Genomic DNA, 26,069 nt, shown 5'->3' on the forward strand with positions numbered 1-26,069 from the left:
ATTTTGTTAAGAAAATGAAGAGAATCAATGAGGTATAATAATATCAAACAAAGTACTGTATGTATTTTTCGTCATTGCTGCTAATTGTTTTATTATATTTGAAATGCTGCATAAACGAAAGGGAAGTTTTTGCATAGACTTATAGTGTACGGTAAATTTGATAGTATTATGAAAATTAAATTTTTTTTGGCTATTTCAATTTTGTGGATAGCAGGTTGTTCCGGACAGGAGGTTTCTTCAAATAAAGTATTTAAAGAGATCGCTCTGGTGAACAGGATAGAATTTGTAAACCCGAAGTATGACCAGCCAAAATTCAGTTGTGGCTTTCTTATAAAATATAACAATGAAACTTTTGCTGTTACAGCAAAACACATACTTAAGATTATTAAGCCGGAAAGTATGAAAACCCTGTCATTGGAAAAAGATATTAAAAATTGGGCATTATACCCATTGAACAATAAATCCGAAATGGTAATTTGTGATAAATTATTAAATGAAAACAATTCGGAGTTATTAGAAGCGAAGTCTACTTACGACAATGACTGGCTAGTTTTTTCCATAAAGCAAAACACTTCCCATATTATACCTTTGGAAATAAGAAATACGCCTTTAATTCAGGGAGAAAAATTATATGTTGTTGGTTGGACCAGAACGATGGAAAACGGACCCCAAAGGGTGTATGAATTTGCATATTATAAAACAATTTCAAATCGCATTTTATTAAAAGATATTCTGGTACCGGAGAAATTTGGTGGACTTAGCGGAGCTCCATTAGTAGATGAAAATGGTTTACTTGTTGGAATTGTCTCAAATGGAACAGTTGATCCGGAGTCAAACAAGAAGTTTTTCTCTCCATGCTCAGTAACGAATTTAGTAACTTTTATTGAAAACAGGAAGTCTGATAAACAATAAGCTATGGTATAAAGCAACAACTATTCAATAATAATTTGTGCGTAATAAATTCAGCCATTCTATCTGATGACAACTATTAATTATTTGTTTTTTTCATGTGAGGATGGCCTACTTTTGTAAAGACGGATTTATTGTAAATACTTTAAATAAAAAAATGAAACGTCAATTAAGCGGTTTATTTTTAGAAGAATAAAAAAAACGCTAAAACCATAGTTTTAACGTTTTTAAAATAGTGATGATTACGGAACAATTTACAAACTACAAATCGTGAAAAATAGAATCTTTCACGATTTGATTTATTTAATTGTTATGGTTTATGAAGAAACTGTCTTAACACATACTGTAAAATACCATCGTTTCTGTAATATTCAATTTCAATCTGTGAATCAAGTCGTGCAATTGCACTGAAGCTAAATACTTCTCCGTTTTCTTTAACGGCAGTAACAGATAGTTCTTTTAACGGACTAATGTCTTCTGCAATTCCTGTAATAGTAAAGGTTTCTCTTCCAGTAAGTCCAAGACTGGCTGCATTTTCACCATTTTTATACTGAAGTGGTAAAACGCCCATTCCCACTAAGTTGCTGCGATGAATTCTTTCGTAGCTTTCTGCTAATACTGCTTTTACACCAAGAAGAAAAGTTCCTTTGGCTGCCCAGTCTCTCGAAGAACCGCTTCCGTATTCTTTTCCGGCAAGGATAATTAAAGGTATTTCTGCTGCTTTATATTTTTTAGAAGCTTCATAAATGCTCAATTCTTCTCCAGTTGGAAGGAAAGTCGTAAAACCGCCTTCTTGTTTGGCTAAAGCATTTTTGATACGAACATTGGCAAAAGTCCCTCTGATCATAACTTCATCATGGCCACGACGCGAACCATAAGAGTTGAAGTCGTTTTTCTCAACTCCTCGGCTTAATAAATAACTTCCTGCTGCAGAGTTTTCTTTAAAAGAACCTGCAGGGGAAATATGATCTGTAGTAACGCTATCTCCTAAAACCAATAAAGTGCGGGCATTTACAATATCTTGTAACGCTTTAGGCTGATCTGGAAGATCTTTAAAAAATGGCGCTTCTTTGATATAAGTCGAATTCTCATCCCATTGGTAAATTTTTTCTTTAGGAATCTGCAATTGTTGCCAAATTTCATTTCCTTCAAATATGGTTGCATAACTTGACTTGAATTGCTCTGGAGTCAGAACATTGCTGAGCATTTGACGGATTTCATCTTCGGCAGGCCATAAATCTTTTAGATAAACGGGCTGTAGATTAGAATCATACGCAAGCGGTTCGTTTACAATGTCAATATCGACTCTTCCTGCTATGGCAAAAATTACGACAAGCATAGGAGACATCAGGAAATTCATTTTAATCTGCGGATGAATTCTGGCTTCAAAATTTCTATTTCCAGAAAGTACAGACGCCAGTACAAGATCATGTTCGTCTGCCGCTTTAGCCACATGCGGAGGAAGCGGGCCTGAGTTTCCAATACAAGAAGTACAGCCATAACCCACAACGTGAAATTTCAAAGCTTCGAGATCTTTTAGTAAATCTGCTTTAATTAAATAATCGGTTACAACTTTGGATCCTGGAGCCAGTGATGTTTTTACCCAGGGTTTTGTATTTACGCCTCTTTCTCTTGCTTTTTTTGCAATTAATCCGGCACCAATCATAAGGAATGGATTAGAAGTATTCGTGCAGGAAGTGATGGCCGCAATAGCCACAGAACCGTCAGATAAAGTAAAACGTTCTGAACCAATAGTGACTTCAACACTTTTACTGCCATTTTCTATTTTTGGATCAATCTGAATTTCTTCCGGAACTGGTTTACTTTCATTTAAAGGCTGAGAACCGCCTTCTGCCAGCCATGTTTTAATTTGTTTTTCCGGTTTTAGATATTTTCTGCCAAAGTTTTTGTCTAAAGCATCAATAAAAGAAGGTTCAAGATTTTTAAGCAGAATTTTATCCTGCGGTCTTTTTGGGCCTGCAATTACAGGTTCAATAGAAGAAAGATCCAACTCTAAAATATGCGTATAGGTAATATTTTCGTCTCCCTTTCTCCACAACAAATTCGCTTTGCAGTAATCTTCAACCAAATGAATCTGCTCCTCCGATCTGCCGCTGAGTTTCATATATTCTAATGTTTTTTCGTCAGTAGGGAAGAAGGTAACGGTACAGCCAAATTCAGGAGACATATTTCCAATGGTTGCGCGATCAGGAACACTTAAATTGTCAAGACCTGGACCAAATACTTCCACAAATTTACCTACTACGCCAAATTTTCTAAGCAGTTCAGCAATGGTCAGTACCATGTCAGTTGAAGTAGAGCCTAGCGGAATTTTCCCCGTCAATTTCAATCCGATTACTTCGGGCATGATGAAATAAATAGGCTGTCCTAAAATTGCCGCTTCGGCTTCAATACCGCCGACACCCCATGCGATAACCCCAATTCCGTTTACCATTGGTGTATGACTGTCCGTTCCAACAAGCGTATCCGGGAAAACTTCTCCGTTGCGTTCTATAACGCCTTTCGATAAATATTCAAGATTAACCTGGTGACAGATTCCCATTCCCGGAGGTACAACGCTGAAGTTGGTAAACGATTCCTGTGCCCATTTTAAAAACTGATATCTTTCGCCATTACGTTTGTATTCTTCGTCCATATTGCGCAGATACGAATATTCGGTTCCAAAGTAATCTACCTGAACAGAATGATCTACAACAAGATCAACAGGAATCAGCGGATTAATCGCATCCGGATTTTTGCCTCTTCTTGCTGCTTCGGCACGTAATGAAGCAATATCAACTACGGCGGGAACACCTGTAAAATCCTGCATTAAAACTCTTGCAGGTTTAAACGGAATATCTTTGTCTGATGCTTCCGGTTTCCAGTTTAATAAGGTTTCAACGTTTTCTTTGGTAATTGCAAAATCATCGAAATTTCGCAAGGCATTTTCCAAAAGAATTCGGATTGAAAAGGGCATTTTTTCGATTTCAAATCCTTGTTGCTGCATTTCAGCAAGACTGTAATAAGAAAACTCCCTGCCAGAAGTTTTTAATACTTTTTTAATCTGGTAAATGTCGTTTTGCATGTTAGTTATAATTAATTAAAAAGATATTGGTAATTCGTTTTTTGAGTTTTTCTAATTTTATCTTTTGACTTTATTTCGTTAAAAAAATAGGTTTTTACGAAATATAGGAAACAAATAAATCTCAGTTTTACGATAGCTTCTTTAGTTCTCACTTTATTAGTATTTAAAGTTAGACAATTAAAAGCATCAATAAAAGTTTTTTAATTTCAATTTGTTGAAATTCAGTGTCTTGTTTTTTATGTTAAATTACACTGGTCTTTTATTGTTGTATAAAACTCCTAAGTAATAATTCAATCAGTATGCCACTCCTATAGCATTATAAAATTATACTGGTTTGATTAATCTCTTTTTCAAAAGTTAGTTTAAAAGTGACCCCATTTTTATTTTCTATAGATAATGTTCCTTCAAGTGTTTCGCTTAAACCTTTGATAAGTGTCATTCCGAAAGAACTGCTATGCTCCAGTTCTGAAATATCGGCAATACCAATTCCATTGTCTGAAATAATAAGAATACAGTAATTTTCTCTGTCATTTAGTAAGGCAATTTTAATCTCGCAATTTTCTTTATCCTTAAAAGCATATTTTATAGAATTGGTCACGACTTCGTTAATAATTAATCCTAAGGCAATAGCTTGCGAAATATCAAGTTCGATAGGATCAATATTTAATTCGAAGTGAATAAATTCTGAATGGAAAGATTCTTTTAAATAATCGACCAGTTCGTTGCAGTATTCGGGCATGTCTATAGTAGACAAGTTGTTCTCCCGATATAATTTTTGGTGAATTAATGACATGGCATAAATTCGGTTTTGACTGTTTTTTATTGTGTTTATTGCCAAATCATCTTTTAAATAATTCGACTGAGAATTTAACAGACTGATTACAGTTTGAAGATTATTTTTCACACGATGATGAATCTCCTTCAAAAGCCATTCTTTCTCTTCAACCAAACGTTGCAGTTTTATATTTTTAAGGTTAATTTCTTTTTCTTTTTGCTCTAATCGGATGTTATTTTTTTGTTTAATTTTTGATCTGTTATATAATAAAATAATAATGACAAGAAGTAAAAACAGAGAGCTTATCGAAATTATATTTAACAGTTTAGAAGTATGTAATTCTCTAATCTGTAGATTGGATTGTTTTTTTAACAACTTTATATTTTGTTCTTTAGCAGTAGTTTCAAACTGAAATTTTAATACTTCATATTCTCTGTTTTTAATAATATCATCCATTGAATCCTGTAGGATGGTGTAATTTTCAAAATGTTTGATAGAGGAGAAATAGTCTCCGTTTAATGAATCAATTTTAAACAGGGAAAGTTCCAAAATACGACGATTAAAGCCTTCTGCATTTTTTTTTGTAATAGCTATAATCCGATCCGTAACTTCCCGTGCTTTTTCCGGTTTATTAATTTTTGTGTAAAACAGGGCCATCATAGAAGAACTGTTGGCAATGTCTTTAATTGTTTCTGATGAAGTTAATTTTTTTGAAAAAAACTCCATTTTCTGATAAGCAAATTCAGCTTCTTTCAATCTTCCCAATCGTTCGTAACAAATGGCTTTTTGCTCATTAAGAATCATATTATCCAGATTATTTTTAGGAGGATATTTTTTAGAGTTGGTTAGTAGATAATTTAAGGCCTCGCTATATTTATCTCGATTCATCAAGGATCGAACAGCGCCAAAAAAACTTTTGTACCACGTACCAGCATTTATTTCCTTTTGATTGAACTCAATACCTTTTTGATAAAATTTGAGTGCATCTTCACAATATCCGGTTTGGTTGTATATATTTCCCAGACGAATGTAAAAGCTGTCAGCAAAAGCATAATCTTTGGTATTTTCCATAGATTTAACGCTTTTCAGAGCATAATATAATGAACTTCTTAAGTTATTGTGGAGCAATTCGATGTATGAAATTGTAGTTTCAGTATATTGCGTATGCAATAAGCCTACCTTTTTTTGCAGTTTTAGACTTGTTAGACATTCTTGTTTGGCAAGTTCCATATTTCCTGTCCAGAAATGCACCGGTATTATTTTCATTAGGGAGACAAGTTCTTTTTCCTTGTCGTCCAGTTTTTTATAAAGCTGCATCGCTTCAGCCAGAATAACTGCTTTTTTAGGATTATCATTTGGCATAAAAGTGCCTTGATTTTCAATTGCTTCAGCTATTAATTTATCTTTTTTAGTTTTTCTGGCAGTTTTAACAAGTTCCGCAAAAATGCTACTGCTTAATTTGGTGTTTTTTGCCTGAAAGTGATATTTTGCTAATAAAAGTTTGGTTTCAAAAATCCATTTCGGAATTTTTGTTTTTTCTGCAATTTTTTGAGCTTTAATGATATATAACAGAGCATTTTGCATATCACTTGTTTTCGTGCCCGCTCTAAAGAGATAAGCATTACTTATTTGTAATGCCAATTTGATCTGTTCAATTGTTTTGAGTCTGGGAAGCAAAAGTTCGGCGCCGCGAATAAAATTATTAGTAATTAAATCATTTCCGGGAAAATAAGTACCGTCATTATAGCCTTCGTCATTAACCAGAGTGTAAGGAATTTTCTGGGCCTTGCAGGCTAAAATCATAGCGCTGTCAATATCGATACTGCCCTGATTAACACTATGAAGATAAATCCCAATGTTTTGGATCAATAAACGGTTCTTTTGCAGTTTTAAATTAGTGGTCTGGTTTTGGCAAAACGAGGTTATAGAAAAAAAATATAGTAAAGTATGGAGTAGTATTTTTTTCATATTTTGACTTGGTTTCTTGCAGTAAAGCTAACACTTTACAAAAAGATATATTCTTCTAAACTTGTACTTTTTTAGACTTTTTTGGATAATTTATCGATACTTAGAACTTAAGGAAAGATCCTTTTTAAACAGTTTTATATAGCAACACATAAAAGCATTAAAAATTGCTTTTATGTGGTGAAGCTGGCTCCGGATTAATTGATTTTAACCAAATTATTTTCGATGGTTTTTCGATGTGCTTCATATTGAGCAGGAAGTTTTAAGTTTTGGCCCAATTCTTCCAAAGGTTCATCTACAGTAAATCCCGGATTGTCAGTAGCAATTTCAAATAAAACACCTCCCGGTTCTCTAAAATATAAAGAGTGGAAATATTGTCTGTCAATCTGAGGTGTAATTGATAATCCATATTCTTCAATTTTGTCACGGAAATGCATTAAAATTTCATCATTTTTTACGCGGAAAGCGACATGATGTACAGTTCCGTTAGCTACATGACCTTTTTTTTCTTCCGGTATTTCTACCAAATCAACAATAGCGGCATTTTCTACAGTAGCTGTAGCGTAACGGAAACGGTTATCTTCCTGACCGATTAATTTATAACCGAATATTTCTGTTAAAACAGCAGCAGTTGGTTTGACGTCTTTTAATGTCAGTGTAACGTTATGAAAACCTTTTGTAGCCACATTTGCCTTTACTTCCTCTGTTTCCCAGGCTTTTCGGTTATCTTCTGTTTCAGATTCGATTAATTCTAATTTTAAACCGTCCGGGTCCTGAAAACTAAGGTATTTTTCTCCAAATTTCTCAGCAGGTTTTTCATAAGTAACCTTGTACTGATCAAAACGTCTCTGCCAGAAATCAAGACTTCCTTTTGGTACAGAATAACCAATTTTTGTAGCCATTCCCGAACCTTCTCTGCCTTGTTGAATCGCAGACCCCCAAGGGAAAAAAGTTAAAATTGTTCCCGCACTTCCAACCTCATCACCAAAGTAAAAGTGATAGGTTCCCGGATCATCGAAGTTTACGGTTTTTTTGATGAAACGTAATCCTAATATTTTAGAATAAAAATTGAAGTTTTGTTTCGCATCACCTGCAATTGCAGTAATATGGTGTAAGCCTAAAATTTTGTTTTCCATGGTATTTTTATATTAAATGGTTTATTGATTTTTCTATTGCAAGTTTACTTCCGATATAGTTCTGAATCGATTAACATAGATTAAGAAATAAAAAGGCATAGAATATTGTGCCATTACTATTACCCAAATAATATTCCAGTTTAAAAAAGGTATTGTTTATGAGAGGTTTGGCGTTTTATCCAATTTTTCATTAATACGATATATCGTAATTTTATGATTTCAATCTGCATATTTAGAAAAGGAATCACAATTTAATAAAGGCTCTTTCTTAAATTTACGGTATAAAATACCGCGAGAATTTTTTATTTATGGAAAAGCCGAATGACCAAACTCCAATTATGATGAACCGATTGCAGGAAAGAGAAAGAGAACAAATGCTAATTATGTCGTTTTGTTCGGAAATCGGTCAGACTTTAACTAAAGAAGAATTAAATGTGGTGATAGGCCAATTGAAAGAACAAATTTTTTTTGATGATTTTATTTTGGCTTCTTCAAATGAAAGTGAAACAGAATATTCTGTTTTCTGTCAATTCCTTCAGAAAGATAAAGACTTAAAAAAATATCCTGTAAATGATGGTTTTTTCGATACTTGTCTGGATTCTGCCGATGCCGTTGTTTTTGATTTAAAAAATCAGAATTCCTTTCCTGAGTTTATTAAGAAAGCAAATGACAGCGGTTTTAAAAACGGAATCGGTATTTCGCTGCCTTATGCTAAAGGAAAAAGCAATGTTCTTTTTATGTTTTTTAAAAGTGCACAGACTTTTAGCAGAGAATCTAACCGAATTATAAGAGGAATTGCAACTCAGTTATCTATAACCATCCAAAACATTGCTCTTAGTGAGAAATATGAAAGTGAAATTGCCGAACTAAAAAAACTCAAGCAAAGTTCTGTTCAAAAAGAAGAAGAAAAAGAAACTTCAAATGAAACTGACTCAGTAGGAATTGTGGGTGACAGCGCCGTAATGAAACAGGTTTCTGAGTTGATTGCTCAAGTTGCGCCCTCACAATCGACCGTTTTGATTTATGGAGAAACAGGAACCGGAAAAGAATTGGTTGCCGATGCAGTACATCGTTTATCGACGGTTTCAAAAAATAGAATCATAAAAGTAAATTGTGCCTCAATTCCGGTAAATCTAATTGAGAGTGAATTGTTCGGACATGAAAAAGGCGCTTTTACCGGAGCAACCGAACAAAGAATTGGAAAATTTGAACAGGCGCAGGATGGTACTATTTTTCTGGATGAAATAGGGGAGTTGCCTTTGGAACTTCAGGGGAAATTGCTTCGTGTGCTTCAGGAAAAACAGATTGAAAGAATTGGAGGAAAAGAGACGATCAAAGTAAATGCAAGGGTAATTGCTGCAACTAACCGTTCATTAGAAAAAGAAGTTGCAGAAGAAAGATTCAGAAGTGATTTGTATTATCGTTTAAATGTGTTTCCAATTTCACTTCCGCCACTTCGGGAACGAAAAGAAGATATTCGGGTTTTAGGAGAATTTTTTCTGGAAAGGCACAGTTTGAAAATAGGGAAGAAGATAAAAGGCTTCTCTAAGAAAGTATTAAACAGCATGATGGTTTATGAATGGCCCGGAAATGTTAGAGAGCTTGAGAATATCATCGAAAGAAGTATTCTGTTTGCAAAAGATGAGCTAATAAAAGAAATCATTCTCCCTGAAATTTATAAACCGAAGTCTTATACTACAGAACCGGATTTTTATATTAAAACTTTACAGGAAGTAGAGAAAGAGCATATTTTGAAAGTGGTAAAAAAATGCAACGGAAGAATTTCCGGACCTCAGGGTGCTGCGATTTTACTGGGACTTCCAAGTACAACTTTAATTTCCAGAATGCATAAATTAGGCATTAAAAAAAAGCATTTTCTGGATTGATTTATTCTTCGACCATATTAATTTTCCCCGAAGAAACAGCCCAATAAATCAATAAAAGCATGCTGATTGCCAAAGCAGCAGCTGGATAGTGAAACGAAATTCCGAAGGCAATTAAATAAGTCGGGAATCCGTATAGATAATTGTTTCTTATTTTTTTGATTGCTGAATTGGTAATGCCGGGACGTAAAAGTTTTTTATTGTTACTGGCAATAAACCAAAGCAGATTATACGAAATATTGATAAGAACAAAAATTCCGGTATAAATAGCAACCGAAATACTGGAAGCTTCTCCTTCGAAAAATCGCGATAAAAGCGCCGTAGGATAAGATACTGCAGTTACAAGAAAAAGAATTAATCCGTTTGAAAACATAATGGCTGTATTGCGACTATAGATTTGTTTGAAAATCTTGTGATGATTGACCCACATAATAAAAATACTGAAAAACGATAGCGTAAAAGCAAGATACGCTGTCCATTCGTTTTTTAAATACGCTAATAATTCAGCACCATTTTTTACAGTTTGTATGTCCGGAGCATGAAGATCCAGTACCAAAAGCGTAATCGCAATGGCAAAAACAGCATCGCTGAAATTTTCTATTCTAATCGTTTCTTTTTCCATTTTTTTTGATTTTTTTAAATCCGAAGAGACAATACTTTTCCAGCCCATAGGTTTCTATGCGCTTATTGATTCAGGAAATGTGACTTCAGTGTTTCTTAATTGTATCCTTGTTTGATACCTAATTTTTTCATTTTTGAGAACAGCGTCTGTGGCTGCATTTTAAGTAATTCTGCTGCTCCGCCCGGGCCGGAAACTTTACCATTGCAGAGTTGAAGAGCATTCATAATATGCTCTTTTTCCATTTCTTCCATAGATTTTAATCCTCCGGATTTCAATTCTAAAGGTTGTTGATTGTGGGATGGAAGATCAAATTTTTCAATTTCACTGGTTTTGGCGAGCAGGACATTTCTTTCAATCAAATGTTCTAATTCGCGAATATTACCCGGCCAGTCGTACTGCATTAATTGTTCTAAAGCAATCGGACTTATGACTGTTACATTTTTACGGGAACTTATCGCATATTTTTTTACAAAATAATAGGCAAGAGCTTCAATGTCTTCTTTGCGTTCCTTGAGGGTTGGAAGTTGTATTGGAAATACATTTAAACGATAATACAAATCCAGTCTGAAACGACCTTCTGCAACTTCTTTTTCTAAGGTTCTGTTGGTTGCGGCAACAATTCGGACATTGACTTTAATGGTTTTATTACCGCCAAGACGCTGAATTTCCTTTTCCTGTAAAACACGCAATAACTTTACCTGTGAATCAAGTGGTAATTCTCCAATTTCGTCCAGAAAAATAGTGCCTTCATGTGCCTGTTCAAATTTTCCGATTCGCATAGAGTTGGCTCCGGTAAAAGCGCCTTTTTCATGCCCAAAAAGTTCTGATTCTATTAGTGAATGGGGCAAAGCAGCACAGTTTACAACCACAATCGGACTGGATTTGCGCCCGGAAAGTTCGTGTATAGAATGTGCGGCTCTTTCTTTCCCGGTTCCGCTTTCTCCTAAAATTAAGACAGAAGTTTCTGCGGGAGCCACAATTTTTATCTTTTCAATGACTTCTTTTAGAAGTGGGCTGCTGCCAATGATTCCGTCTATTTCCTGATTTTCTTCATGGGTATTTTTATCGGTTAATGTTCCTGTTTCCTGATCAAATCTGTATTTAGCAATATCAAGCATTACGATAAGATCTTTTTCGCGAAAAGGCTTCACCATAAAACCATACGGATGTGTTGCTTTAACAGCTTCGAGCGTACTTTGGTTGGTATTGGCAGAAATATAAAGAAAAGGAAGTTGTAACTCCCGAAGTTCCCATGCGAGATCAATTCCGGTTAGACTGCCTTTTAGCATAATGTCCAGCAATACCCAGTCCGGTTTTTTGTCCTCGATTAACTTTCTGGCCTGAACAACCGATGAAGCAATACCGATTATTTGATAGCCCGCTTTAATTAGCATGATTTTTAAATCATTTGCTACAATAAATTCATCTTCAACAATTAGAATTTTCTCCTTCATTACCTTGATTTATATGATTTCAGAACTTTCGTCTATAACTTCAAATTCTGTATTTCTTGTAAACGTAATCGTGATTTTTAACCCATTGTCATTTTTCATCTCAAAATTTCCATCAATTTGATCTGTCAATCCCATCATTAGATTCATTCCGAGAGAATCTCTTTCGGTGTCATGAAAATCTTCCGGAAGCCCAACACCATTGTCTGCTATAATAAGTTTGTAATCATTATTTTCTATTTTTTTCAGACTAATAATGACTTCTCCTTTTCGGTTTGACGGAAAAGCATATTTAATAGCATTATTTATGGCTTCATTTATAATTAGCCCTAACGGAACCGCTTTAGCAACATCAAGACAGACTTTTTCAGTATCGAGTACAAAATGGATTTTGTTATCAGTATTAAAACATTCTTTCATATAACTGATTAACTCATAAATGTACCAGGACATGTCAATATTAGCCAGATTATCAGACTGATATAGTTTTTGATGAATCAAAGACATAGCGTGCATTCTGTGCTGGCTGTTTTGTATCGCCATTAAGGCATCTTCGTTATCGAGATAAGCAGATTGTGTGTTTAATAAACTAATCACAATCTGAAGATTGTTTTTCACACGATGATGAATTTCTTTTAAAAGCCATTCTTTTTCAATGAGCATTTTTTTGTTCAGCTCGTTTTGTTCGTTAATCTGCTGACGCTGTATTTCTAATGCTTCGTTCTTTTTCTTTTTTATTCTGAAGCTATTATACAAAAACGCTAAAAAAAGTATCAGAACAACAACGCTTCCTATAAAAACAGATCGGATTACATTATCTTTCTGAATCTGTATTTGTTGTACTTTCGCCTGTTGTTGCAGTAAATCTATATTTTTATCTTTCTTCTCGCTTTCAAATTCGATCTGAAGACTGTTAATCTGTTTGCTTTTTTCGCCTTTAAAAACAGAATCAGATAAACTTTTATACAGTTGATAATGTTTGATGGCATTCAGATAATCTCCTCTGGAAGAATCGGCTTTAAACCAGATTAAATAACTTTCTGACCGAATTAAATTGTTTCCTGCGCTTGCCGCCAAAGTGTCCAGTCTTTTTACCGTTCTGTAGAAATCATCGTATTTTTTTATTTGATACTGATAAGAAGCAAAACTTCTTAAAATCGCAATGCTGTTTCCGTTTCGATCTGCATTTTTACCATAGAAATCAGCCAGTTTTCTATAGTAAATTGCAGCCGTTGCATTATCATTTAAGATTCTGTAAATATTAAAAAGCAGGTAATTCTCTTTCATGATTCGTTCCATGTTAGAGCTTGGAAATTTTACCTGCATTTCTTTAATCAGTTTAAGAGCATTTTTTTCTTTTTTCTGACGAATAAGCAATGAACAAAGATTTTCTCCGATTGTTCTAACATACTCTGTATCGTTATGTTTTTTAGCAATTTCAAAGGCTTTATACCAGTATTCTTCTGCATCATCATTTTGGCGCAAGTAATAATAAACAAGTCCAACATGATTGTAAATAGAGCTTAACTGTAGTGAAGTATCATTTACGGCAATAGCTGTTTTTTCTGCTAAAAGTGCAAATTTTAAAGACTCTGGATAATTGCCTTTTTGGGTATTTACTTCCGAAAGCAGATTGTAAACACCTTGCAGCTTTTTGTATTTTATTGTTTTATAAAGTGCAAGAGATTCGAGTAAAAACGATTCTGCTTTATCCGGCTGTTCATTTATACTGTATAATTCACCCAGTTCTTTTAAAGTTGTAGCTTGTTTTTCTTTGGCTCCGGCCTTTTTATAAAACTGAATGGCTAGTTTTTTGTATTTGGCTTTTTGTTCAACATCGGCATCATATATAGAGAATTCGGCATAACTTGCTGCCTGCTGCTCTATAAGATTATTTTTTTTAGAATAGGCAATCGCGTTTTTGGTTTTTTCTAATGCATTTTCGATATCGCCTTTTTCTCTGTAAATCTGAGCCCCTAAAAGAATTGATTTTCCTTTCCCGACTTTATACTTTAAACGATCACTTAATAAATTGGCTTGTGTATTGATACGATCTGCATTGTCCAGATCTGCTTTAATTTCGCCTGTTTTATTGAGATAATAGCTGCTTAACCTTAAAAGCAATTCTACTTTTTTAGTATTGTTTTGAGCTTCAGCTATTTTCTTGTTTAATTCGTCAGGGTTTTCAACAGACTGTGCATTTCCTTTTGTGTTTATAAGAAACATTAAAAATGCAAGACAAAGAAAACAGGAGTAATTTTTCAAGTGGTTTAGGGGATTAAATTTCAATTTTTAAAGATACTCTATTATCAGAAAACTGCAACCTGATGTCAATGTTTTTCTAGCTTTCGCGGTGATACCAATAACAAATTATCATGGCTGTACCGGGAATAATTAAAGTTCCTAATCCAAAAAACTTTCCGGCAACTGCTCCTAAAAAACAGCCTGTAAGAAATCCAATAATAGTAACAAGTTGCTTCTTAAAACTTAAAAGCACATCGACATCTTTTAATCCGTTTTTGAGCAGATTTCCAAGATCAAGAGAAGCCTGAGTTACATTTCCTGTCATCATGGTTGTTGGACCGTAAGTTTCTTTGGCGTAAAGCTTTCCAAAAGCATTCTGAAGTCCCATTGCAAATACAGTTGTCATGGCTATAGCATAAACTGTCCATTCAGCTGTATTTTCTAAGTATCCAAAAATGTAAGAAGCAATACCACTTACTGCCAGAATAACACCTTCCCAGCATAAAATAGTGTAATGATTAGCACTTTTTAAAGCAATTCTTCCACCGGTAATGACGGCTAAGATGAAGACGGGGAAAGTAAGCAGTTTTACCCACGCATGAATGTCTGAGCCTTTGATAATCTGATAAGCAAAGACAATAAAGTTACCCGTAACATGAGCTGAAAATATAGAATCCGCCGCGACAAAGGTTACGGTATCGCAATACCCTGCTATCATCGTGAGAAGCAGGGTTACGTACCAAATGTTTTTTTGTATTTCCATAAAATTATTTTTTAGCTTAAGTGTGCTCTAAGCATCCAGGCCATTTTTTCGTGCGTTTCTAAAAGACCAGTGATATAATCACTTGTTCCGGCATCCTGAAGTTCTGAAGCAAAATTATTGATGTTCTCACGCAAATGAATTAAAATGCTTTCGTGATCCACCAATAACTCTTTAATGTAACTGATGCTGTCGTTTTGACCTTTTAATTCTTCTGTTAAATGCGTTAATGCCAGATATTCTTTTAAAGTTCCCGGAGCGTAGTGTCCTAAAGTTCTGATTCTTTCGGCAACTGCATCAACAATTTCGTCAAGTGCTTCGTATTGCTGTTCAAAGAAAAGATGTTTGTTGTAGAAATCCGGACCTTCAACGTTCCAGTGTGCTTTTTTTGTTTTGGTATACAATACAAATTCGTCAGCTAAGACTTTTGTTAATACATCCACTACTGTTGTGATGCTTTCTTGTTTGATTCCGATGTTTGCTTTCATTTTTAAATAAGGTTTAATAAATAATAATCAAGTGAATAGGTTCCTGCTCCAAGTGCAAGCAGCAGTAATAAGGATAAAGTGTACATATAAGGAACGTCACGGACTTCCAGTGAATCTTTTCGGTGTACTACAAAATAACCAATTGCAGTAACACCAATTGTTGGAAGGACAGCCAAACGGGTTCCTAAGCCTAGTATAATAAAAACAGGAACTACAGTATCTGAAAATGTTGCCATTAACCCGTTTAGTTTTTCCGGTAAATGCAGTGGATTCGGAACATGTTCTTTTTGTCCGTTTTCCAATCTGAATTTTTTCATTCCATGTACTCTGAATAGTTCAACAGCCAGCAGTATTCTAAAAACTAAAATTGCTGTATTGTTCAATGTTGATCCTAAATCGGAGTGCAGGATTAGTTTAATAATTTCGTTCATTTTTTCAGTTTAAAATGCAAAACAGGAACAGCCCAAAGCGCCCCAAAATGCGTTATAATTATTTACAGGAACATTGCTCATTCTGGCAACATCGTGATTGTGAGCGTGAACATCACAACTTCCGGAGCAGCTATGAATTTGTGCTGTCAGTTTTGGTTTTGCATCCGCTTTTGCATTTTTTTCTATAGCACTCTGCAAACCGCTTCTAACAGGATATCCGTTGTAAATATTCGTTGGCGACCAATCAGGTAAAATCGGAATGTGAGGCGGTGAGAATGAAGAAAAATCACCATTTGCATAGACAATTTTTCCATCGACAATCGTTAAATCCGATTCGATTTTTTTGATGTCTTCGTCGTCAATTGTAAAATAATCACGATCCAGGACTACTAGATCCGCAAACATTCCTACTTTAATATCTCCTTTTTTAGTCTGTTCCTGAGAAAACCAGGCGCTTCCTCTAGTATAAAGTTCCAAAGCGGTTTGTCTGTTCAATCTCGTTTCATTGTATAATTGTAGACCTCCAACCGTTTTTCCGACCGTCATCCAATACATGGAAACCCACGGATTGTAACTGCTTACTCTGGTAGCATCTGATCCTGCACCAACAGGAACTTCCATTTCAATCATTTTTTTGATTGGCGGTGTGTTTTCTGCTGCTTTTGCTCCATATCGATCCGTAAAATATTCTCCCTGATACGCCATTCTACTTTGAATTGCAATGCCGCCTCCCAGCGCTTTTACACGTTCGATGTTTCTTTCGTCAATAGTTTCCGCATGGTCAAAAATCCAAGGAAGTCCGTTAAAAGGAATTTCTCTGTTGATTTTTTCAAAAACATTCAAAAAGCGCGTAATACTTTCATTATAAGTAGCATGAAGTCTGAACGGCCAGCGGTTTTCTACCAAAAGACGAACAACCTTTTCCAATTCGGCTTCCATGTTTTCAGGAAGATCAGGTCTTGGTTGTAGAAAATCTTCAAAATCAGCTGCAGAAAAAACTAACATTTCGCCCGCTCCATTATGACGATACATATCATCGCCCTGATATAATTTCACGGTATCAATCCAATCTTCAAAATCTTCAAATTCGTGTTTCGGTTTTTGAGTGAAAAGATTATAGGCAATTCGAACCGTTAATTGTTTCTTTTCGTTCAGTTCATTGACCACTTTATAATCGTCCGGAAAATTCTGGAATCCGCCGCCGGCATCAATAACACTGGTAATTCCAAAACGATTCAGTTCTTTCATAAAATGACGTGTCGAATTGATTTGATGTTCATACGAAAGAGTAGGGCCTTTAGCCAAAGTCGAATACAAAATCATAGCATTTGGTGTTGCAATGATCAATCCGGTTGGTTCGCCTTTTGTATCTCTCTCAATATGTCCTCCCGGCGGGGCAGGTGTATTTTTAGTATAACCAACCGCTTTTAAGGCTGCTCTGTTCATAATGGCTCTATCATACAAATGCAAAATAAAAACCGGAGTTTCAGGAGCTATCGCATTGATTTCTTCAAGAGTTGGCATTCTGCGTTCGGCAAACTGAAATTCAGACCAGCCGCCAACCACACGAACCCATTGCGGATTTGGTGTACGATCTACTTGTTCTTTTAGCATTCGGAGCGCATCTGCAAGTGAAGGAACACCATCCCATCGCAATTCTAAATTATAATTCAAACCACCTCGGATCAGGTGAATGTGAGAATCGTTAATTCCGGGAACCACTCTTTTATTTTGAAGATCGATTATTTTAGTTTCTTCAGATGCCAATTCCATAACACTGCTGTCGTTTCCCACAGCAATAAATTTCCCATCTTTTATGGCAACTGCGGTTACGTTTGGTGTTTCGGTGTTGAAACTATGAATTTTACCGTTGAATAGAATTAGATCTGCTTTCATAATTTCGATTATTTAGCGTTCAATTTTGCAATAGCCTCTTTGATTCCCTCGCCGGCAACAGTATAAAAAGCAGGTCCTGCAAGCAGAATAACTTTTGTTAAAGGTTTGTAGTCAGCTAATTTTTTTGCTTTTAGATAAGATTGTGTTCTATAAGCTTCGAATGAACCTAAAACTACATTTGTAGCCACCAAAGCCGTTGGAGAATCAATTCCTGCATCTTTAATATCACTTGCAAAAGAATAGTTGGAAACGCCCAAACGTAAAGCTTCACGCATAGCGGTGCTTCCAACGCTAATCATTAAATCAGGAGTAAATTTGGTGCGGTCTCCCAATCCAATCAGTAATAATTGTTTTGAAGCCAAAGTTCCTTTTGGAGGTGTAATCAATAAAGTTTCAAGAGAATGACCTGTAAATTTTCCGCTTTTACGTAATTCAGTTATAATACCTTTTAAGGCATCGTCTAAATGTACCATTCCGTTTAAATTTGCCGGAAGAGCAGGAGGATTGAAAATATCACCTTCTGTATATTCAAAAACACAAGCAACCTGAAGGTCAGCTTCTGCAGCGGATGGACCCTGAACCAATCCGTTTACGGCAACTCCATCTACTTTTCCCCAGGTAACTGTAGAACCGATTGAAGCTGTTTGTGCAAAGCCATTAAACGAAAATGTTAGGATTAAAAGAAAGAGATAGGAGTATCTGAATTTGTAAATTGAAGTTTTTGTTTTCATTGTTAAGGGTTTAGTATTGTTAAAATTTGAATCCAAGTCGGGTGTTAAAGAAAACACCATCTTTTGAGTTCGGAATAATGTCATTGATAAAAGCACCAGTTTTAAAGTATTGAATACCACTGACTACTGAAATATATTTGTTTACGTTGTACGTGAAATTAGCCAGATAAGCAGTTCCAATATATTTTTCGTCAGAATCGCTTCCGCGAAGGTTCAGCATGCCGCTTGGCCTGTAAACTCCATCTTGAGTTGAGTATCTCCAGTTTAATACCATATCGACCTGCATCTTAAGTTGTGGCAGTAAATCCATCGTAACATAAGGATGAATGTCGATAAGGTTTACGGGGCCAACCTGAGGGCTAAAGCCAAAATAACCTCCTTTTGGATAAAGCGGATTAAACGTCTGAAGATTTCCATTTCCCTGATTTCTATCTCCTGAGATATAGTCATTTCGGAGATTTATCGTAGGTTTAAATTTTGTGTTTTCAAACATATATCCAATGTCGACAGATCCTGTCCAGGCATTAATATCCCCTGAGCCAAAAGTTCCAAATTGATAGGCCGCTTCCAGATTGTATATAAATCCGCCGCCGTATTTCCATAATCTTGTTCCAATTGTATGACGTCTTTCCGGAGCGATTCCTTCTTCAAAAAGCGATTCGTCTCTTCTTATTCCGAGATAATAAACATCGAGATTTCCTGCTTTTGGAAAGATTATTTTAGAATAAGCTCCCCATAGATTGAATTGTTTAGACATTTTATTGTCAAAAACTCCTGTATGAATTGTATCTGCCATCATCGCAAAGGCATCAACAGATACTCTTGAAGAGTTATACATTAATTTGGCTCCTGTAAAATAAAGTCTTGCATTTGGACCTTCTCTAACAGAAATTAATCTTCCGGAACCATAATCTAATTCCTGTCTTCCGGCACGAATGGTTATTTTTTTGTCTTTTTGCTGCCAGACATTTACATCCAGAAACAAATTCTGAACATTTAACTGATCTTCATCAATTCCTCTTGCTCCGTTTACGCGGCCGTCTTCGAGGGCACTTCTTAACTGAGCAAATACTCTAAAGGTTTTTCCTAAATGAATATCGGCATGAAGATCATAACGTTGCAGTAAAAAATTGTTGTGACCAATATTTAATCTTCCCCAATCTTCATTGTTGAAATCAACATATTCATATCGGGCTTCGCCTCCAAGAGACATATAAATATCTTTCTGTTTGTTTAACGGAATGAATTTTAGTTTTTCATAAAAGTTTCTGTTTGAATCTTTTAGAAATTCATAATTTTCATCGTAACGCAAAAGCTTAAAACTTTGAGCTATTGTCGTTGTTCCAATTAAAAGAAAGCATAAAAGAATAATCCGGAAGAATTTGTTTGGCGATATGGATTTTGATGATTCCAACATAATGAAGCGTAAGAGATTTATAATAAAATGAATTAGTCGAATTAGTGTTTCAGCATGTTGTGAGCATAGTGAATTCCTAAACCATAAGAACCACCGTGTTTTTTCATTAAGTTTGTTACCGGAACATAGGTTTCCTGACGCGCCCAGTCTCTTTGCAGTTCTAAGATATATTGAATAGAAGTCACAGGTTGTGCACCTGCCTGGATCATTCTCTGAATAGCACGTTCATGAGCTTCATCACTCACATCACCACACGCATCTGTGATAACATAAACTTCGTAACCTTCTTCAAGTGCTGATAAAGCCGGACCAACGATGCAAACACCTGTCCATAATCCGGCTAAAACTATTTTTTGTTTTTTTGTTCCCGTAATAGCCTTGTAAGCATTTTCATCTTCCCAGGTATTCATTGTAGTACGATCGATATAACCTGAAGTGGCAATTGGATAATATTCTTCGATTTCCGGAAAAACAGGACCCGCAAAACTTTCTTCAAAAACAGTAGTTACAATAGTGGGTACATTAAAAATTTTAGACGCACCACAGATAATAGCAACATTATTACGAAGTTCACTTATTGCAATATTATTGGTTGCAAAAGCCATTTGTCCTTCAAAATCGATTAATACTAATGCATGGTTATCTGGTGATAATAAGTTTACGGATGGTTTCATGATATTTATTTTTTTAGATTTATAATTAGTCAAGCCAATGAAGTGCCAAACATTCATTTTATTGTATAGCAAGACATTGTGCTATTGGGATGCCAAAAGCATTTACGATATTTCGTGATTTTATTAAGCCTTATTCGTTATACAGGAAAAAGTGTAGAAAGTTTCTGTTTGATTTCAGTTCAAATAGAAACCCTTTTTGGAAGATTTAAAACCGTCGGTAAAGGCGTCCCCTTGCAGACAGTTTTTAGTTTCTTTATTAAGAAAAATTATTCTTTGATAAAAGCAAGAATATCTTTATTGATTGTTTCTGCTTCTGTAGTTGGCATACCATGAGGGAAACCAGGATAAGAAATTAGTTTTCCGTTTTTCAAAAGTTTTGCCGCCCTTGGAGCCTGATCGTAAGGAACAATTTGGTCATCTTCTCCGTGAAGTACCAAAACGGGAATGTCTAAACTTTTAAGATCTTCTTTAAAATCGGATTCTGAGAAAGCTTTGATGCCTTCATAATGAGCATAAACAGATCCCATCATGCCCTGACGCCACCAATTGTGTCTAATTCCTTCTTTAATAGTTTGTCCTTCGCGGTTCCATCCGTAAAATGGAATAGGGAAGTCGTAGAAATATTGCGCTTTGTTGAACCCGGTTCCTTGTCTGATTTCATCAAAAACAGCTAAAGGAACACCTTCAGGATTATCTTCGTTTTGAATCATAATAGGTGTTACAGCGCTTATGATTACTGCTTTTGCAATACGTCCTTTTCCGTATTTTGCAGCGTAACGGATTACTTCTCCACCTCCGGTTGAATGTCCTACGTGAATAGCATCTTTTAAATCAAGTGCTTCAGTTAATGCTGCTACGTCTGAAGCGTAAGTTTCCATGTTATTTCCTTCAGAACTTTGACCAGAGCGACCATGTCCGCGACGATCATGTGCAATAACTCTGTATCCTTGTTTTAGAAAAAACATCATCTGTGCATCCCAGTCATCAGATGATAATGGCCATCCGTGGTGAAAAACAATTGGCTGACCTGTTCCCCAATCTTTGTAAAAAATTTCTGTTCCGTCTTGTGCTTTAATAGTGCTCATCTTAATGTGGTTTTGGATTAATAAATGTTTATATATAATTGTTTAAAATTCTGATCGTAATTAAATCTGATTTTGATTCAATTATGTTGTTGTTTTTTTTTACAAACTTAGAACAGGAATGAAAGTTTGTTGATTAATGTAGATTAAGAAAGAAAAAAATCTCTTTTTTATCTTTTTTTTTTTCGAAGTACTGTTTCCATATTTTTTGATTAAGAATATTTTTGGTACAGTATTTTCAAACAATATGCCGTGTATATTAATTCGCTTGTTTGTAAGGCTTTAAGTGTTTTTGAAGTGTTTTTGAATTTACGATATTTCGTAGATTTATTATCCGCTTTTAATAAAAAAGTATTTTAAACAGCATTTTTTTCGAAAGAGGCTGATTTTGGAAAAGGAATAAAATGAAAGTTTTGAATTGTTTTTTTGATATTTAGGGTCGTCAAACTACCCAATTCTACTTCGATGTTTTACAAAACAGTTTCAGTATTTCAGAAAGATTATATGATAACTCCAAAGCATAGCTTTCCCTTTTATTGCTTTGAAAATCCTGATTAGAACAACGATGTTCAGATTGAATTAAGCAATAATTTTATTTCCGTACTTTAAGAAAACATTATTTTGGTTGGTTTTACTGAAGAATTACATTCGTTTTATCTTTTGGTAAATGGCAGGGTCATGTTTTTTTACTTTTATTTTCACGTATTTAGAGGCTGGCATATTACTTTCTTTCACGACATTATTTACAGATACCAATACATTTGTTTCAGGAAAATAAGTTACCGTATTCCGCTCTGGAATCTGATACGAAACGATAAGGAATAAAGGAGCAATTCGTTCGATTCCATCATTGTAATTGAATAAATCTACTTTGTCTCCCGCTTTGAATCCTGCTTTATCAATATCATTTTGATTCATAAAAATAACGCGTCGTTCATTTTTTATTCCTCTGTAGCGATCATCCATGCCGTAAATAGTAGTGTTAAACTGATCATGCGTGCGCGTTGTAGCCATCATGTATTCATCTGCTTCTAATTCGTTATCGGGAATTTCAGTTAAAGTAAATGCCGCACGATCAGCCGATTCTTTGGCTTTAAATTCGCCATGACGAGGAGCATTTGGCAGATAAAAACCACCTTTTTCCCTAACTCTGACATTGTAATTTTCAAAACCCGGAATACAGTTTTCGATTGCGTCTCTCACGGCATCATAACTGCCATGATACAGCAGCCAATTAACAACAGATTTTTCACCAAGCGTTGCCATGGCCATACGGCAGACAATTTGAGTTTCATTTAGGAATTGGTCTGATATGGGTTGAAGTACGCCTTTTGAAGACTGCACAACACCCATAGAATTTTCGGTACTGATAATCTGTATTTCGTTATTTACGATATCCATATCACTTCGGGAAAGCGTTGGCAGTATCAGAGATTCTTTTCCGTGTATTAAATGACCTCTGTTGAGTTTCGTAGATACACAAACCAAAAGTTTCAGTTTTCTAAGTGCTTCAGCAGTATAAGTAGTATCTGGCGCAGCCGATAGAAAATTTCCTCCCATGCAGAACATCACTTTTACTTTCTCTTCATGAATTGCTTTTATAGTTCCAACGACATCATAACCGTGATTTCTTGGTGGATTAAATCCAAAATAAGCTTGCAGACGGTCTAATTGTTCGTTTGTAGGTTTCTCATCAATAAGCATCGTTCGGTTTCCCTGCACATTACTGTGTCCGCGAACCGGACAGACACCGGCGCCGGGTTTTCCAATACTGCCTTTAATCAATAGAATATTGACAATTTCTCTAATCATGTCAACGCCATTTGGCTGTTGTGTAAGTCCCATTCCCCAGCAAATGATAATTCTTTTTTTGAAAGCAATCATTTCTGCAGCTTCAATAATTAATTCTTTAGAAACTCCGGAAAGAAAGGCAAGATGATCTAAATCTAAATTTTCAAATTGTTTCTGGAAATTTTCAAAACCAGTTGTTTTGTCTCTGATGAATTCATGGTCAAAAACTTCCCCCGGATTTTTCTTTTCCAATTCAATTAACAAAAGTTCAATAGCTTTCAGCAAAGCCATATCGCCGTTGATTTTTATGGGAAGAAAAAGATCGGTTAGTTTTCCGCCAGAACCAATTATTCCTTTTATGGCCTGCGGATTATGAAATCCCATTAAACCAGCTTCAGGCAGCGGATTGACAGCAATGATTTTTGCGCCGTTTTTTTTGCCTTTTTCTAAAGCGCTCAGCATTCGGGGTGCATTAGTTCCTGGATTCTGTCCGATTATTATAATAAGATCAGTATCGTAAAAATCTTCTAAAGTAACTGTTCCTTTTCCAATTCCGATTGTAGTTTTCAAAGCAGTTCCGGAAGTTTCGTGGCACATATTAGAGCAATCCGGCATATTATTGGTTCCAAATTCTTTTGCAAAAAGCTGATAAAGAAACGAAGCTTCATTACTGGTTCTTCCCGAAGTATAAAAAGCAGCTTCATTTGGAGATTCTAGTGCATTTAAATGAGAAGCAATTTTTCCAAAAGCATCCTCCCAGGTGATAGGCTGATAATGCGTTCCGCCAACGGGCAAATACACAGGTTCCGTCAATCTTCCCATTTTTCCAATCTGATAATCATCTAACTGAGAAAGACTGTAAACAGAATTTTCTTTGAAGAAAGCAGCAGTAACTTTTTTGGTTGTAGCTTCTTCAGCTAAAGCTTTTGCTCCGTTTTCGCAATATTCACCCAAAGGAGATCGATCGTCATCAGGATCTGGCCACGCACAGCTCGAGCAGTCAAAACCGCCCATTTGATTCATTTTAAACAAAGCTTTTCCGCCTCTAAGAACTGTTTTGTCTTCAATAAGATCACTTACCGCAGCCATCACCGCAGGAACACCGGCTGCCCATTTTTCAACTTTAGTTAATTTAAGTTTAGAAAGCTGGTATGGATTTTCCGCTTCAGGTAATTTATGGGTTAAATCATCTGTATTTTGTTGCTGATCGTTCTTCATTACATTTTGGTTTAATGGCTATTGTGTTACGATTACGGTTTGATTCGATGAATTGTATATGTTCAATCTGTTATCTTTTAGAAATCCTAAAAGAGTGATATTGAATTCTGCTGCAAGTTCGACTGCCAAACTCGACGGAGCGCCAATAGAAGCAATGATAGAAATTCCGGCCATTGCTGCTTTTTGGATTAATTCAAAACTTGCCCTTCCGCTTAGAAGCAAAATATGTTCGTTTAAAGGCAGTGATTGGTTTATTAATGATCTTCCAATTAATTTGTCTAATGCATTGTGTCTTCCAACATCTTCAGTTAAAAGAATCAAATCGCCTTGACTATTAAAAAGTCCCGAAGCATGCAAACCTCCAGTGGATTCAAAATCACTTTGTGCGATTCTTAATTTTTCAGGAAGTTTATAAAAAACGGATGCATCAATAGCAATTTTTGGTCTCACTAAGTTGCTAAAAGGACTTACCGTTTTTATAGACTGAATCGAACTTTTTCCGCATACGCCGCAACTTGAAGTGGTATAGAAATTTCGATCCGTCTGCATTAAATTTGGACTGAAACTCTCCTTAAGATCAACCTGTACAATGTTTTGCTTTTGAGAAACACAATTCGTTTTTAAAGGATAAGCATCCTGAACATCTTCAAAAGAAGTAATAATTCCTTCTGTAAACAGAAAACCTATTGCCAGATCAATATCATTGCCCGGAGTTCGCATCGTAACCGAAATATTTTTTTGAATTCTCTCTGAATCAGAACCATAAGAAAGCCTGATTTCCAAAGGTTCCTCAACGGAAAGTGTGTCTAAAAACGATGAAATCTCGTTGCCGTCTATTCTTTGGACGTTTACGTGTTTGATGGAAACTAATTCCGAATAATTTATTTCCATATTCTGATAATTAAGGTTCTTACGTAAATTTAATTAAAAATTGGTTCAAAATATAGATTTACTCCGTTAAATAGATACTTATCAGTACTCCTTTATTTCACAATTTCACTTATAAGCAGTAACAGATCATCTGCGCCAGCATTAAATTTCCTTCCGTTAACAAAAAAGGAGGGAGTACCATTGACACCGCTCATGACGCCACTTTCAAAATCAGAATCTACTTTTGCAGCCAGTTCCGGTTTTTTAATATCAGCATTAAATTGATAAGGATCTAGTCCCAATTTATCGGCTAATTCTAATAAAAGGGGTTCGCTTAAAACTCTCTGATTTTCGTAGATGGAATCGTGCATTTCCCAAAACTTTCCCTGCAATGCGGCCGCTTCTGCGACAATTGCCGCAGGACGGGCGTATTGGTGCATTTCTGATAATGGAAAATTTCTAAAAACAAATTCTATCCGTTTGCCGTATTTCTTCATCATTTCTTTAAGAACGGGATAAGCTGCCCCGCAATAAGGGCATTGATAATCTCCGTATTCTACGATTACTATTTTAGCATCTTTTTTTCCTTGTATATGATCAGTTTTACTGACCTCTGGTTGTAGTGACATAATTAGTTGGTT

General features: G+C 35.4%; 19 protein-coding genes. 2 read left to right on the forward strand and 17 right to left on the reverse strand.

What is annotated here, in order from left to right:
• Nucleotides 1-168 precede the first annotated feature (168 nt).
• Entirely contained in the window at nucleotides 169-912 is a 744-nt protein-coding gene (locus HYN56_RS16665; RefSeq protein WP_109193212.1) for a trypsin-like serine protease, read from the forward strand.
• 307 nt (nucleotides 913-1,219) lie between these two features.
• Here HYN56_RS16665 and acnA read toward each other — a convergent pair whose 3' ends face one another.
• The 3 genes from acnA to HYN56_RS16680 form a co-directional block, all read right to left on the reverse strand.
• Nucleotides 1,220-3,994, reverse strand: a complete 2,775-nt coding sequence (acnA, locus tag HYN56_RS16670) for an aconitate hydratase AcnA (protein ID WP_109193213.1) — start codon at nucleotides 3,992-3,994, stop codon at nucleotides 1,220-1,222.
• A 316-nt stretch (nucleotides 3,995-4,310) separates the two neighbouring features.
• Nucleotides 4,311-6,737, reverse strand: coding sequence for a tetratricopeptide repeat-containing sensor histidine kinase (locus HYN56_RS16675; protein WP_109193214.1), 2,427 nt, complete (start codon nucleotides 6,735-6,737; stop codon nucleotides 4,311-4,313).
• Between the two features lie 194 nt (nucleotides 6,738-6,931).
• Nucleotides 6,932-7,870 carry a ring-cleaving dioxygenase gene (locus tag HYN56_RS16680; protein WP_109193215.1) on the reverse strand — a complete coding sequence of 313 codons (939 nt, stop codon included), beginning with the start codon at nucleotides 7,868-7,870 and terminating at the stop codon, nucleotides 6,932-6,934.
• 308 nt (nucleotides 7,871-8,178) lie between these two features.
• Between HYN56_RS16680 and HYN56_RS16685 the strand changes: the two genes are divergently transcribed.
• Complete coding sequence (locus HYN56_RS16685; protein ID WP_109193216.1) at nucleotides 8,179-9,756, forward strand: sigma-54 interaction domain-containing protein; 1,578 nt, start codon at nucleotides 8,179-8,181, stop codon at nucleotides 9,754-9,756.
• Between the two features lies 1 nt (nucleotide 9,757).
• Here the strand turns inward: HYN56_RS16685 and HYN56_RS16690 are convergent, their stop codons facing one another.
• The 14 genes from HYN56_RS16690 to HYN56_RS16755 form a co-directional block, all read right to left on the reverse strand.
• Nucleotides 9,758-10,375 (reverse strand): TMEM175 family protein, encoded by a 618-nt coding sequence (locus HYN56_RS16690; RefSeq protein WP_109194843.1) that lies wholly within the window; start codon nucleotides 10,373-10,375, stop codon nucleotides 9,758-9,760.
• A gap of 95 nt (nucleotides 10,376-10,470) precedes the next feature.
• Entirely contained in the window at nucleotides 10,471-11,829 is a 1,359-nt protein-coding gene (locus HYN56_RS16695) for a sigma-54-dependent transcriptional regulator (protein ID WP_109193217.1), read from the reverse strand.
• A gap of 9 nt (nucleotides 11,830-11,838) precedes the next feature.
• Nucleotides 11,839-14,052 carry a tetratricopeptide repeat-containing sensor histidine kinase gene (locus HYN56_RS16700; protein ID WP_109193218.1) on the reverse strand — a complete coding sequence of 738 codons (2,214 nt, stop codon included), beginning with the start codon at nucleotides 14,050-14,052 and terminating at the stop codon, nucleotides 11,839-11,841.
• A 115-nt stretch (nucleotides 14,053-14,167) separates the two neighbouring features.
• A complete protein-coding gene (locus tag HYN56_RS16705) occupies nucleotides 14,168-14,833 on the reverse strand; it encodes a YoaK family protein (RefSeq protein ID WP_109193219.1) in 666 nt (221 codons plus the stop codon).
• An 11-nt stretch (nucleotides 14,834-14,844) separates the two neighbouring features.
• Nucleotides 14,845-15,318 (reverse strand): Dps family protein, encoded by a 474-nt coding sequence (locus HYN56_RS16710; protein WP_091498535.1) that lies wholly within the window; start codon nucleotides 15,316-15,318, stop codon nucleotides 14,845-14,847.
• Between the two features lie 2 nt (nucleotides 15,319-15,320).
• The gene (locus HYN56_RS16715) at nucleotides 15,321-15,749 is read right to left on the reverse strand and encodes a DoxX family protein (RefSeq protein WP_109193220.1); all 429 of its coding nucleotides are present in this window, start codon (nucleotides 15,747-15,749) and stop codon (nucleotides 15,321-15,323) included.
• 9 nt (nucleotides 15,750-15,758) lie between these two features.
• The gene (locus HYN56_RS16720) at nucleotides 15,759-17,645 is read right to left on the reverse strand and encodes an amidohydrolase (RefSeq protein ID WP_109193221.1); all 1,887 of its coding nucleotides are present in this window, start codon (nucleotides 17,643-17,645) and stop codon (nucleotides 15,759-15,761) included.
• Between the two features lie 8 nt (nucleotides 17,646-17,653).
• Nucleotides 17,654-18,376 carry a M17 family peptidase N-terminal domain-containing protein gene (locus HYN56_RS16725; protein ID WP_109194844.1) on the reverse strand — a complete coding sequence of 241 codons (723 nt, stop codon included), beginning with the start codon at nucleotides 18,374-18,376 and terminating at the stop codon, nucleotides 17,654-17,656.
• Between the two features lie 19 nt (nucleotides 18,377-18,395).
• Complete coding sequence (locus HYN56_RS16730; protein WP_109193222.1) at nucleotides 18,396-19,793, reverse strand: alginate export family protein; 1,398 nt, start codon at nucleotides 19,791-19,793, stop codon at nucleotides 18,396-18,398.
• 41 nt (nucleotides 19,794-19,834) lie between these two features.
• Entirely contained in the window at nucleotides 19,835-20,467 is a 633-nt protein-coding gene (locus HYN56_RS16735) for a hydrolase (RefSeq protein WP_109194845.1), read from the reverse strand.
• Nucleotides 20,468-20,733: 266 nt separating this feature from the next.
• Entirely contained in the window at nucleotides 20,734-21,552 is an 819-nt protein-coding gene (locus tag HYN56_RS16740) for an alpha/beta fold hydrolase (RefSeq protein ID WP_109193223.1), read from the reverse strand.
• A gap of 639 nt (nucleotides 21,553-22,191) precedes the next feature.
• Nucleotides 22,192-24,558 carry an FdhF/YdeP family oxidoreductase gene (locus tag HYN56_RS16745; protein WP_109193224.1) on the reverse strand — a complete coding sequence of 789 codons (2,367 nt, stop codon included), beginning with the start codon at nucleotides 24,556-24,558 and terminating at the stop codon, nucleotides 22,192-22,194.
• An 18-nt stretch (nucleotides 24,559-24,576) separates the two neighbouring features.
• Nucleotides 24,577-25,449 carry a formate dehydrogenase accessory sulfurtransferase FdhD gene (gene fdhD, locus HYN56_RS16750; RefSeq protein WP_109193225.1) on the reverse strand — a complete coding sequence of 291 codons (873 nt, stop codon included), beginning with the start codon at nucleotides 25,447-25,449 and terminating at the stop codon, nucleotides 24,577-24,579.
• Nucleotides 25,450-25,541: 92 nt separating this feature from the next.
• Complete coding sequence (locus tag HYN56_RS16755) at nucleotides 25,542-26,057, reverse strand: DsbA family protein (protein ID WP_109193226.1); 516 nt, start codon at nucleotides 26,055-26,057, stop codon at nucleotides 25,542-25,544.
• Nucleotides 26,058-26,069: the final 12 nt, after the last annotated feature.

It is taken from the genome of Flavobacterium crocinum (genome assembly GCF_003122385.1).
Lineage (GTDB): Bacteria > Bacteroidota > Bacteroidia > Flavobacteriales > Flavobacteriaceae > Flavobacterium > Flavobacterium crocinum.